Genomic DNA, 12,403 nt, shown 5'->3' on the forward strand with positions numbered 1-12,403 from the left:
GATGTACTTCTGTCGGGGGTGGTTATGGAGTTGACTGTGCCAAAAACAATCCGCATCGGTTGCGCCAGCGCCTTCTGGGGCGACACCTCGACCGCTGCCGCGCAACTCGTCGAAGGCGGGCGTCTGGACTACCTGGTCTTCGATTATCTGGCCGAGATTACGATGTCGATCATGGCCGGCGCGCGCATGAAAGATCCCGAGGCCGGTTACGCCAGCGACTTCATCGAAGTCCTCAGCCCGCTGTTGGGTCAACTGGCCCAACAGAAAATCCGCGTCATCAGCAACGCCGGCGGGGTCAACCCGCAAGCCTGCGCCGCCGCCCTGCAAGCGGCCTGCGACAAGGTCGGGGTAACGCTGAAAATCGCCGTGCTGCTGGGCGATGACCTGCAGCCGCAGCTCAAACAGCTGGGCAGCAAAGGAATCCATGAAATGTTCAGCGGCGCGCCCTTGCCGCCGATGTGCGTCTCGACCAACGCCTACCTCGGAGCACCGGGCATCGTCGAGGCCCTGCGTCTGGGCGCCGACATCGTCATCACCGGACGCGTGGTGGACAGCGTCGTGGTCAGCGCCGCGCTGGTGCATGAGTTCGGCTGGTCGTGGCACGACTACGACAAACTCGCCCAGGCCGCATTGGCCGGGCACATCATCGAATGCGGCGCCCAGTGCACCGGCGGCAACTTCACCGATTGGCGCGAGGTGCCCGACTACGAACACATCGGCTTCCCCATCGTCGAAGTCAGCGCCGACAGCCAGTTCATCGTCAGCAAACCCGAAGGCTCCGGCGGGCTGGTCACACCCCTGACGGTCGGCGAGCAGATGCTGTATGAAATCGGTAACCCGCAGGCGTATCTGCTGCCCGACGTGGTCTGCGATTTCACTGAAGTCAAACTCGTGCAACAAGGCAAAAACGCGGTCCAGGTGCATGGCGCAAAAGGCTTGCCGCCGACCGATCAGTACAAGGTCAGCGCGACGTACCCGGACGGTTTCCGCTGTACCGCCAGTTGCCTGATCGCCGGGATCGATGCGGTCGACAAGGCGCGTCGGGTCAGCGAAGCCATCATCAACAAGACGTCGGAAATCTTCAGCCAGCGCGGTTGGCCACCCTACAGCGAAGTGAACATCGAACTCCTCGGCAGCGAGGCCACTTACGGCCCCCACGGTCAGCGTCAGGACAGCCGCGAAGTGGTGATCAAACTCGCGGTGCGCCATCCGGGTAAACAGGCGTTGATTGTGTTCTCCCGTGAAATCGCCCAGGCCGCCACCGGCATGGCGCCGGGACTGACCGGGATTGTCGGTGGACGGCCGACGGTGTATCCGCTGATCCGGCTGTTCTCGTTCCTTATCGACAAAACCGCCTGCACGCTGGAAATTGATCTCAAGGGCCAGCGCCATCCCTGCGCCCTGCCTGCCGTTGATGTGCTCGACACCGCCGACCTGCCCGTGGCGTGCGCCTCACCGAAACCCTCAGGCCGGGCCGATGCCAGCGTGGCCCTGGTCAAACTCGCTGTGGCGCGCTCCGGTGACAAGGGCAACCACAGCAACATCGGCGTCATGGCTCGCGAGCCGGAGTACCTGCCGTGGATTGCCGAAACCTTGACGCCGGAAGTGATCGTCGACTGGATGAGTCATGTCCTCGATCCGATCCACGGACGTGTCGAACGCTGGTACCTGCCGGGCACCCACAGCCTTAATTTTCTGCTGGAAAACGCCCTGGGAGGCGGTGGCGTGGCCAGCCTGCGGATCGATCCGCAAGGCAAAGCCTTCGCCCAGCAACTGCTGGAAATCCAGATACCGGTGCCTCAGCGCATCGCTGACCGAGTCAACTAGAGGACTGTCGCCATGGCATACGATTCGATTTTCAAAGCCGATTTGTTTGCAGGCCAAAACATCATCGTCACCGGTGGTGGCAGCGGCATCGGCCGTTGCACCGCGCACGAACTGGCGGCCCTCGGCGCCCATGTGCTGCTGCTCGGGCGCAAGGCCGACAAGCTGAAAAACGTCACGGCCGAGATTACCGAAGATGGCGGCAAGGCTGACTGGATGGTCTGCGATATTCGTGAGGAAGAAGCCGTCAAGCATGTGGTCAGCGAATTAATCCGCAAGCACGGACCGATTCACGGTCTGGTCAATAATGCCGGCGGGCAGTACCCGTCCCCGCTGGCGTCGATCAATCAAAAAGGCTTCGACACGGTGTTGCGCACCAACCTGATGGGCGGCTTCCTGATGGCCCGGGAAGTGTTCAACCAGTCCATGAGCACGCACGGCGGCGCCATCGTCAACATGCTCGCCGACATGTGGGGCGGCATGCCCGGCATGGGCCACTCGGGCGCGGCGCGTTCAGGCATGGACAACCTCACCAAGACCGCCGCGTTCGAATGGGGTTATGCCGGGGTGCGGGTCAACGCCGTGGCGCCGGGCTGGATCGCGTCCAGTGGCATGGACACCTACGAAGGCGCGTTCAAGGCGGTGATTCCGACCTTGCGCGAGCACGTGCCACTGAAACGCATCGGCACCGAATCGGAAGTCAGCGCGGCGATCGTTTTCCTGCTCAGCCCGGCCGCGGCATTTGTCAGTGGCAGCACTTTGCGCATCGATGGCGCCGCCAGCCTGGGCGGGCGCGCCTGGCCGATACACAAGGCGCAGATCAGCGAGTCGTTCAACGGTTTTCACCGCGCCTACCTTCCCGACGTGCTCAAGGACAAGGAATAAGTCATGCCGGTGATTCAGTCGCAAGTGGACCCGTTCAGCGAACAGTTCACCCGCAATCGCGCGGCGATGCTGGTCGGCATCGAACAGGTCCGCCAGCTCGAACAGACCCTGCTGAACAAGGCGGCCGAAGCCAAACCCCGGTTCGACAAGCGCGGGCAATTGTTGCCCCGGGAACGCCTCAACCTGCTGCTGGACCCTGGCGCACCGTTCCTCGAACTGGCGAGCCTGGCGGGCTACAAACTGCATGACGACAAGGACGGCAGTTCGGCTGGCGGCGGTTTGATCGCCGGGATCGGCTATGTGTCTGGCGTGCGGGTGCTGGTGGTGGCGAACAACAGTGCGATCAAGGGCGGGACCATTTCCCCCAGCGGTTTGAAAAAATCCCTGCGCCTGCAACAGATCGCCATGGAGAACAAACTGCCGGTCATTACCCTGGCCGAAAGCGGTGGCGCCAACCTCAATTACGCGGCGGAGATTTTCGTCGAAGGCGCCCGCAGCTTTGCCAATCAGGCGCGGATGTCGGCCATGGGCCTGCCGCAAATCACCGTAGTCCATGGCTCGGCCACGGCGGGCGGCGCCTATCAGCCAGGATTATCGGACTACGTGGTGGTGGTGCGTGGCAAGGCCAAGCTGTTTCTGGCCGGTCCGCCGCTGCTCAAGGCTGCCACCGGCGAAGTCGCCACCGATGAAGCGCTGGGTGGCGCCGAGATGCATGCGCAAATCGCCGGCACCGCTGAATACCTGGCCGAGAACGATGCCGATGGCGTGCGGCAGGTGCGCGAGATTATCAGCCTGTTGCCGTGGAATGATCAGTTGCCCTGGATACCCGAACGTCGGTGGGAAGAACCGCTCTACCCCATCGACGAGTTGCTCGGGCTGATTCCTGACGACGCGAAAAAACCTTACGACGTGCGCGAAATCATCGCGCGGATTGCCGACGGCTCGAACTTTCTCGAATTCAAGGGTGAGTTCGATCAGCAAACCGTCTGCGGCCATTTGCAGATTCAAGGTCGCGCCTGCGGGTTCATTGGCAACAATGGACCGATCACGCCCAAGGGTGCGAGCAAGGCGGCGCAGTTCATTCAGCTCTGTGACCAGAGCAAGACCCCGTTGCTGTTCTTCCACAACACCACAGGATTCATGGTCGGCACCGAGTCGGAGCAGCAAGGCGTGATCAAACACGGCGCGAAAATGATTCAAGCGGTGGCCAATGCCCGGGTGCCTAAACTGACCATCGTCGTCGGTGGCTCCTACGGCGCCGGCAACTACGCGATGTGCGGCCGCGGCCTCGACCCGCGCTTCATTTTCGCTTGGCCCAACAGCCGCACGGCGGTGATGGGCGGCGCTCAGGCCGGCAAAGTGCTGAGGATCGTCACCGAGGCCAAACAGGCCAAGGACGGCCTGGTGCCCGACCCGAAAATGCTCGACATGCTGGAACAGGTCACCGCGCAGAAACTCGACAGCCAGTCCACCGCGCTCTATGGCAGTGCCAGCTTGTGGGACGACGGGTTGATTGATCCTCGGGATACCCGGACCTTGCTCGGGTACTTGCTGGATATCTGTCATGAGGCTGAAGTGCGGCCGCTGCAATCCAACAGCTTTGGTGTAGCCCGCTTCTAAGGACGATAAGGAGAACAATAAAAATGATCTTCACCCAGGAACACGAAGCACTGCGCCGCACCGTCCGCCAATTCGTCGAGCACGAAATCAATCCGCACGTCGAGGCATGGGAAAAGGCTGGGCGCTTTCCTATCCACGAGATCTTCCGCAAGGCCGGCGACCTCGGCCTGCTGGGGATTTCCAAACCGGAAAAGTTTGGCGGCATGGGATTGGACTACAGCTATTCCATCGTCGCGGCGGAAGAGTTCGGCACCATCCACTGCGGCGGCATTCCGATGTCCATCGGCGTGCAGACCGACATGTGCACCCCGGCGCTGGCGCGTTTCGGCTCCGATGAATTGCGTGAAGAATTCCTTCGCCCGGCGATCACTGGCGAGCAGGTCGGCTGCATCGGTGTTTCCGAAGTCGGTGCCGGTTCCGACGTGGCCGGTTTGAAAACCACCGCCCGCAAGGACGGCGACGATTACGTGATCAACGGCAGCAAGATGTGGATCACCAACTCGCCAAGCGCCGATTTTATCTGCCTGCTGGCCAACACCTCGGACGACAAACCGCACATCAACAAGTCGCTGATCATGGTGCCGATGAACACGCCGGGCATCAGCCTCAGCTCGCACCTGGACAAGCTCGGCATGCGCAGCTCGGAAACCGCCCAGGTGTTTTTCGACAACGTGCGCGTGCCGCAACGCAACCGCATCGGCCATGAAGGCGCGGGGTTCATGATGCAGATGCTGCAGTTCCAGGAGGAACGGCTGTTCGGCGCGGCGAACATGATCAAGGGCCTGGAGTACTGCGTCGACAGCACCATCGAGTACTGCAAGGAACGTAAAACCTTCGGCAATGCGCTGATCGACAATCAGGTCATCCACTTCCGCCTGGCCGAACTGCAAACCGAAATCGAATGCCTGCGGGCGTTGGTCTATCAAGCCACCGAGCAGTACATCAAAGGCCAGGACGTCACCCGTCTGGCGTCGATGGCCAAACTCAAGGCCGGGCGTCTGGGCCGCGAAGTCAGCGACAGCTGCCTGCAATACTGGGGCGGCATGGGCTTCATGTGGGATAACCCGGTGGCCCGCGCTTACCGTGACGTGCGGCTGGTCTCGATCGGCGGCGGGGCCGACGAAATCATGCTGGGGATCATCTGCAAACTCATGGGCATCCTGCCGGGGAAAAAGAAATGAGCTCCTTGCCTGTTTGCCAGACCTTGCTGCTCGAACCGCATAACGGTGTCCTGCACATCACCCTCAACCGACCGGAAAGCCGCAACGCCATGAGCTTGCAGATGGTCACTGAGCTGCGCGCGGTGCTGGCGGCGGTGCGTGACGACCGAGCCATTCGCGCGCTGGTGATCGGTGGTGCGGGCGGGCATTTTTGCGCCGGTGGCGACATCAAGGACATGGCCAACGCACGCGCTCAAGGCCCGAGTGCCTATCGCGACTTGAATCGCGCGTTCGGTGCGTTGCTGCAAGAGGTGCAACACGCGCCACAAGTGGTGATCACGGTGCTGCAAGGCGCGGTGCTCGGCGGTGGTTTGGGTCTGGCCTGCGTCAGCGACGTCGCCTTGGCCGATCACCAGGCACAATTCGGTCTGCCGGAAACCAGCCTCGGCCTGCTGCCAGCGCAAATCGCGCCGTTCGTGGTCCAGCGAATCGGCCTGACCCAGACTCGCCGGCTGGCGCTGACCGCGGCACGTTTCGATGGCACACACGCACGGCGCATGGGATTGGTGCATTTTGTCGAGCATGACGCGCAAGCGTTGGCCGAGCGTCTCGATGAAATTCTGGCCCATGTGTTGTGCTGCGCGCCGGAGGCCAATGCGACGACCAAAAAACTGTTGCTGGCGAGTGCCGGACAGCCATCGAGTGCGTTGCTGGATGAAGCGGCCGACTGGTTCAGCGAGGCGGTGACCGGGGCTGAAGGGGTCGAGGGGACCATGGCCTTCGTGCAGAAACGAAAACCGGGTTGGGCGCCTTAAAAGCATCGTCGGAACGCCGCCCGGAGCAAGCTCGCTCCCACATTGGTTCTGTGTCGTTCACAAAACCCTGTGGGAGCGAGCTTGCTCGCGATGAGGCCCTGACATTCACCGCAAAACCATGGGAATAAAACATGCCCGGACTCAGCAAAATCCTGATCGCCAACCGCGGTGAAATCGCCTGCCGCATCCAGCGCACCGCCCAGGCCCTGGGCTATCGCACGGTCGCAATCTTCAGCGATGCCGACGCCGATGCGCTGCATGTGCAGATGGCCGACGAAGCCGTTAACGTCGGCCCGGCCCCGGTGCAGCAGTCCTATCTGAATATCCCGGCCATTCTCGACGCCGCCCGGCGCACGGGCGTTGACGCGATCCATCCAGGCTACGGCTTCCTCTCGGAAAACGCCGGGTTCGCCCGCGCCTGCCAGGATGCCGGCATCACCTTCATCGGTCCCAGCCCCGAAGCCATCGAACTGATGGGCAGCAAACGCCTGTCGAAACTCGCCATGCTCGATGCCGGTGTGCCGTGCATCAAGGGTTATCAGGGCGAAGAACAGGACGACGCGACCCTGAGCCGAGAAGCCGCACGCATCGGCTATCCGCTGATGATCAAGGCCAGTGCCGGCGGTGGCGGGCGGGGCATGCGCCTGGTGCACGAGGCCAGTGATTTGCTGGAGCAACTGCGCACCGCCCGCTCCGAAGCGCTGCATGGGTTTGGCAGCGACGAACTGATTCTCGAGCAAGCGCTGATTGACCCGCGTCACGTCGAAGTTCAACTGTTCGGCGACCAGCACGGCAACCTGATCTACCTTGGCGAGCGCGACTGTTCGATCCAGCGTCGCCATCAAAAAGTCATCGAAGAAGCGCCCTGCCCGGTGATGACCGCCGAGTTGCGTCAGGCCATGGGTGAAGCGGCGCTGAAGGCAGGTCGCGCAGTGAATTACGTCGGCGCTGGCACTGTCGAGTTCCTGCTGGATACGCGTGGGCAGTTTTACTTTCTGGAGATGAACACCCGACTCCAGGTGGAGCACCCGGTGACCGAATTGATCACCGGCCTCGATCTGGTGGCCTGGCAGTTGCACGTCGCCCAAGGACTGCCTCTGCCCCTGCGACAGGAGCAGGTTCAGCTCAGCGGCCATGCCATGGAAGTCCGTTTGTACGCCGAAGATCCGGCACACGGTTTTCTCCCACAAACCGGCCGCATCACCGCCTGGGAGCCTGCGTTGCAGCGCGGCGTGCGGATCGATCATGGCCTGATCGAAGGCCAGACAGTCAGCCCGTTTTATGACCCGATGCTGGGCAAGATCATCGCCCACGGCGCCACCCGCGAAGAAGCCCGGCGTAAGTTGCTGCGGGCGGTGCAGGACAGCGTGCTGCTCGGCGTGCAAAGCAATCAGCGCTTGCTCGCCGCCCTGCTGGAACACCCGCAGTTCATCAGTGGCGAGTTCAACACCGGGTTCATCCCGGCACACTTTTCGGAGCATCCCTGCCTGCATGCGCATGTGCCGAGCGCCGAAGAACTGGCCATCGCTGCTGCGCTGTTCTATCAGGCCTCGGCGCAGGTTCATCAAGTGCCACTGGCCGGTTGGCGCAATAACGCCAGCGTGCCGTTGCTCTATCGAATCCGCCTTGAGGATCAGGATTGGCCAGTGGAGTTGAACGCTGTGCCGGGTGAACCGTATCGGGTTCAAGTTGCCACAACGCCCTTTGAATTGAAGTTCATCCAGTGCGACGGACGCTGGGCCAATATGGAAATCAACGGCATCCGGCGACGTCATGCTTACCGTCTCGAGGCCGGGCAACTCTGGCTGTTCACCCGTCCCGGCAGTGTGCGGCTTGTGGACCGGACGCAGGCCTTGGTCAGCAGTCAGGCCAGCGTCAGCACCGGCACCCTCAAGGCTCCGATGGACGGGGCGATCGTCGATGTGCTGGTGACTGAAGGCAGCCCGGTCATTAAAGGCCAGTTGCTGGTCGTGCTGGAGGCCATGAAAATGGAGCATCCGCTCAAGTCGGGCATCGACGGCGTGCTCAAACGCTTGCAGGTCAGGGTCGGTGATCAGGTGAAAAATCGTCAGATTTTGTTGGAGGTCGAATAAGCTGCTAGGCGGATCCGCCGGGTTTGGCTACGCTCAAGCCCTATCAGGACGCGGATACCAGGAACCCTGCGATGCCTCACTGGCTGGTCATTGATCTAGAAGCCACCACCGATGAGGGTGGTTGGCCAGTAACGGAAATGGAAATCATCGAAATCGGCGCCACCCTGGTGGACCGCAAGGGGCGCGAACTGGACGCTTTCCAGCGTTTCGTCCGGCCGCTGCGTCGGCCCATGCTGACGCCGTTTTGCCGGCAACTGACCCACATCACCCAGGCCAACATCGACGCCGCGCAGCCTCTGAGCGAGGTCTGGGCGTCGTTCGAGCACTGGCTCGACCAACATCACTCGCGCCTCGAAGGCTGGGCAAGTTGGGGCGATTACGATCGCAAACAGTTGGTTCAGGAGTGGGAGCACCTGCAACTCGACAGCGCCCTGAGCCGAGTGCCGCACATGAACCTCAAACAGCGCTTTGCCAAGGCTCGTCGATTGGAGCGCCCGCTGGGGCTTAACGGCGCGCTGCAACTGGCGGGCATGCAGTTCAATGGCCAACAACATCGGGCGCTGGAAGATGCGCGCAATACCGCACGATTATTGCCACTGGTTCTTCCGCTTTAGAGAGGTGACGCCGGCATGGGCCTTGTGCATACTGGCCGGCCCTTTTCAGCCCTTTTCGAGGAATCGCCCATGTTTAAAGTCAACGAGTACTTCGACGGCACCGTCAAGTCGATCGCCTTTGGCACCGCTGAAGGTCCTGCGACCATCGGCGTCATGGCACCGGGCGAATACGAATTCGGCACCAGCCAGCGTGAAATCATGCACGTGGTGTCCGGCGCCCTGACCGTCAAACTGCCGGACAGCAGCGACTGGGAAACCTTCGCCGCCGGCAGCCAGTTCAACGTGCCTGCCAACAGCAAGTTCCAGCTGAAAGTGGCCGTCGACACCGCTTACCTGTGCGAATACCGCGGCTAGACACCTGGGTTTTCACAGCGACAAAAAAATGCCCGCGTCCTTGGACACGGGCATTTTTTGTTCAACGGCAGTCATTCAAATTGTCTTATTCCAGAACCGTCACCGGCATACCGACTTCAAGTTGGCCATTGCTGTCGTTGACCAGGTTCTGTCCGAACATCGCACCATCGACCTCGGCACGGTATTTTTGCAACGTGGCCAGAGGTTCGCGATCTTCGCTACGTTCGCCGGTTTGCGGGTCGATGGTGGTCAGAATGCAACGTGAACACGACTTGACCACGCGGAACTCGACATCACCGATGCGGATGCGCTTCCAGGCATCTTCGGCATACGCCTCGCTGCCCTCGATCACCAGGTTGGGCCGAAAGCGCAGCATTTCCAGCGGTCGGCCGACTTTTTGCGACAAGTCTCCCAACGATGCCTGTCCGATCAGCAACAGCGGAAAGCCGTCGGCGAAGGCCACCTGATCATCGTCCTTGCCATAGCCGGCTTGAGTGGTCCGTGCGCGATCAAGAGGGACTTGCACCAGGCGAGTCGGTTTGCCAATGAATTCACTGACCCAGGCACCCGCCTCGTCACCGGCATCCGGCACACGCAACGTATCGCGCCAAATGGTCACGCCACGCAGTTCCGCGTCGCTGGCAGGCAAGGCGATATCGATCGGTGAGCGGCCCGGCGCATTGAGGGTCAAGCCACCGTCGGCATTCCACAACGCCGACAGCTGACTCATCTGCGCCACTGCACGCTGGGTCAGAAAGCGCCCGCTGGCCTCGTCCACCAGCATCCAGCGTCGATCACCGTCCAGGCCCTGCTTGTCGAGGCTGACCTGCTGCAGGATCTCGCCCTTGCCGGATTTCAACGGATAACGATAAAGCGCGCTCAGACGCAACATGGCCAGCTCCCTGGTGGGCAAAAAACGCCACCCTATACGAGCTTGATCGCCGAATCAAAGGCTGACGTCAAATCAGCCTCTGCGGGGGGTGTCAGGCAGGTACTTCATCAAGCATCAAGCGCTGGCGCACCACGTCGACGAGTTTGTCCGGCTGGAATTTGGAGAGGAAGTTGTCGCAGCCTACTTTCTTGACCATCGAGTCGTTGAAGCTGCCGGACAACGAGGTATGCAGCACCACATAAAGGCCACGCAGACGCGGGTCGTTGCGGATTTCCGTGGTCAGGCGATAGCCGTCCATTTCCGGCATTTCCGCGTCGGTGAAGATCATCAACAGTTTGTCGGTCATGTTTACACCGGTATCGGCCCAGGCCTTGAGCATGTTCAGTGCCTTCAAGCCATCGCTGGCAATGTGCATTTTCACGCCCAGCTGACCCAGGGTGTCACGCAGTTGCGACAACGCCACGTTAGAGTCGTCCACCAGCAGCACTTCACGGCCACGGGCACGTTCCAGAACCGGATCGTCGAGTTTGTCGCGCGAGACCTTGGCGTTGTACGGGACGATTTCCGCCAGGACTTTTTCGACGTCGATGATTTCCACCAACTGATCGTCGACCTTGCTGATGGCCGTCAGGTAATGCTGACGACCGGCGCTGGCCGGCGGCGGCAGAATGGCTTCCCAGTTCATGTTGACGATACGGTCCACACCACCGACCAGGAACGCCTGCACCGAACGGTTGTACTCGGTAACGATGATCGTACTGGTCGGGCTTGGCACCAGCGGACGCATACCGATGGCCTGGGACAGGTCGATCACCGGCAGGGTCTGGCCACGCAGATTAACCACGCCGCAGACAAACGGATGACGCTGGGGCATCAGGGTCAGCTTCGGCAGTTGCAGCACTTCCTGCACTTTGAAGACGTTGATCGCGAACAATTGCCGTCCGGCCAGCCGAAACATGAGAATTTCCAGGCGATTCTCACCCACCAGTTGCGTGCGTTGGTCTACCGTGTCGAGAATGCCGGCCATCAATGACTCCTGGGCTTGTTCTGATGAATTCACTAAAGGGGGTTATCGGCTGTTTTTGCCGGACCTTGACCCCCCTGTAAAATGCCACGACCAAACATTGATGTCACATTAACATCATGCTTTACTAGCCAGGTGATTTCATCTGCATCATTGCCTGCCGCGAGACCTCGTTTCGTTCGGCTGGTTCCCCCGTGTAAGGGATTCCCCTAGTAGCAGTCAGGCCCAACCTGATATTCGCAATATCCAATAGCCATTAATGTGACGCCATTCTCATTGCATGAACGGAGTCAGGCTTTTGTGTGCGATCGCAGGTAAGTGGCCATCCACCCTATCGAGTTCCCCAGCCTGCAGCCAGACAGGCCGGCGCGCGATCTCACGACGGCATGGCAATGCGGGGACTCTGATCGTCCCCGTCGACACACACGACATCCCCTCATTTGACATGACGTTGTGGAGATAAGCATGCCGAACGATCGTAAAGAGTGGGCTCAACGGCTCCAGGAGTTTCTCGTCGAAGCAGAGACACTCCTGGTTAAAACCGAGGAATGCCTGAGTCATTTGCAACTGATCAGCAATGACAAGGATGCCATCGACTGCATGCTTAGCACCCTGCTCAAACTGGCCAACAAGGCCGATGCCCTTGCTCTGGCAGCCGTTTCCGAGTTCTCGTTGCACATTCATGGTTTGCTGAGCCATGCCCAGAATCACATGGATTTACACGACCAGGCCCTGAGTGCGCTGAAAGACTGCCTGACGTTGATCGCCTGGCAACTTGAGCTTATCGATCAGAAGACCGGCCAACTCAGCCTTGATGACAGCGAACAGACATCCCTGATCGAAGCCTTCGCCTTTCAGGTCGGACAAAGTCAGTTTCAGCCCCCCGCTAATTCCAAACCGTTCACGCTCGTTTCCTCTTTGGGACGGTAATCCTCAATGGATCGGAGCACTGTGCCGCGCTCCGAGTTTTTATTGCCATGACTGCCTCTCTAACTTTAACGGGCTCATGTCGCAATTGAATATTCCATACCTGCTAACGACAACTCAAAACAAATAAAACCCTTCCTGCCACCCAACTTTTTCCATTATGGAACTGCTGTCCACAAACGCTTATTTCCTGAC

The 12,403-nt window shown here is 60.4% G+C and carries 11 protein-coding genes; 9 read left to right on the forward strand and 2 right to left on the reverse strand.

Features of this window, described 5'->3' with window-relative positions:
* Window positions 1-36: 36 nt before the first annotated feature.
* The 8 genes from CUN63_RS03680 (at window position 37) to CUN63_RS03715 (ending at window position 9,365) form a co-directional block, all read left to right on the forward strand.
* Entirely contained in the window at window positions 37-1,827 is a 1,791-nt protein-coding gene (locus CUN63_RS03680) for an acyclic terpene utilization AtuA family protein (protein WP_165353226.1), read from the forward strand.
* A gap of 12 nt (window positions 1,828-1,839) precedes the next feature.
* Window positions 1,840-2,709: an SDR family oxidoreductase gene (locus CUN63_RS03685; RefSeq protein WP_129437285.1), complete on the forward strand. Its 870-nt coding sequence runs from the start codon at window positions 1,840-1,842 to the stop codon at window positions 2,707-2,709.
* 3 nt (window positions 2,710-2,712) lie between these two features.
* The gene (atuC, locus tag CUN63_RS03690; protein ID WP_129437287.1) at window positions 2,713-4,329 is read left to right on the forward strand and encodes a geranyl-CoA carboxylase subunit beta; all 1,617 of its coding nucleotides are present in this window, start codon (window positions 2,713-2,715) and stop codon (window positions 4,327-4,329) included.
* A 23-nt stretch (window positions 4,330-4,352) separates the two neighbouring features.
* Window positions 4,353-5,510 carry a citronellyl-CoA dehydrogenase gene (gene atuD / locus CUN63_RS03695; RefSeq protein WP_129437289.1) on the forward strand — a complete coding sequence of 386 codons (1,158 nt, stop codon included), beginning with the start codon at window positions 4,353-4,355 and terminating at the stop codon, window positions 5,508-5,510.
* Window positions 5,507-6,304 (forward strand): enoyl-CoA hydratase/isomerase family protein, encoded by a 798-nt coding sequence (locus tag CUN63_RS03700; protein ID WP_129437290.1) that lies wholly within the window; start codon window positions 5,507-5,509, stop codon window positions 6,302-6,304. The genes atuD and CUN63_RS03700 overlap by 4 nt, the downstream gene beginning before the upstream one ends.
* Before the next feature lie 131 nt (window positions 6,305-6,435).
* Window positions 6,436-8,397, forward strand: a complete 1,962-nt coding sequence (locus CUN63_RS03705; RefSeq protein ID WP_129437292.1) for an acetyl/propionyl/methylcrotonyl-CoA carboxylase subunit alpha — start codon at window positions 6,436-6,438, stop codon at window positions 8,395-8,397.
* A 71-nt stretch (window positions 8,398-8,468) separates the two neighbouring features.
* Window positions 8,469-9,011, forward strand: a complete 543-nt coding sequence (locus CUN63_RS03710; RefSeq protein WP_129437294.1) for an exonuclease domain-containing protein — start codon at window positions 8,469-8,471, stop codon at window positions 9,009-9,011.
* A gap of 69 nt (window positions 9,012-9,080) precedes the next feature.
* Entirely contained in the window at window positions 9,081-9,365 is a 285-nt protein-coding gene (locus tag CUN63_RS03715) for a pyrimidine/purine nucleoside phosphorylase (protein ID WP_007940055.1), read from the forward strand.
* A gap of 85 nt (window positions 9,366-9,450) precedes the next feature.
* Here CUN63_RS03715 and CUN63_RS03720 read toward each other — a convergent pair whose 3' ends face one another.
* Together CUN63_RS03720 and CUN63_RS03725 are read right to left on the reverse strand one after the other, a co-directional pair.
* Window positions 9,451-10,257, reverse strand: a complete 807-nt coding sequence (locus CUN63_RS03720) for an MOSC domain-containing protein (protein WP_129437296.1) — start codon at window positions 10,255-10,257, stop codon at window positions 9,451-9,453.
* Between the two features lie 91 nt (window positions 10,258-10,348).
* Entirely contained in the window at window positions 10,349-11,284 is a 936-nt protein-coding gene (locus tag CUN63_RS03725; RefSeq protein WP_046049189.1) for a chemotaxis protein CheV, read from the reverse strand.
* A 462-nt stretch (window positions 11,285-11,746) separates the two neighbouring features.
* On the opposite strand from CUN63_RS03725, the gene CUN63_RS03730 reads away from it, so the two are divergent.
* Window positions 11,747-12,211: a hypothetical protein gene (locus CUN63_RS03730; RefSeq protein WP_129437298.1), complete on the forward strand. Its 465-nt coding sequence runs from the start codon at window positions 11,747-11,749 to the stop codon at window positions 12,209-12,211.
* Window positions 12,212-12,403 lie beyond the last annotated feature (192 nt).

This window comes from Pseudomonas sp. ACM7, from assembly GCF_004136015.1.
GTDB classification, from domain to species: Bacteria; Pseudomonadota; Gammaproteobacteria; order Pseudomonadales; family Pseudomonadaceae; genus Aquipseudomonas; species Aquipseudomonas frigoris.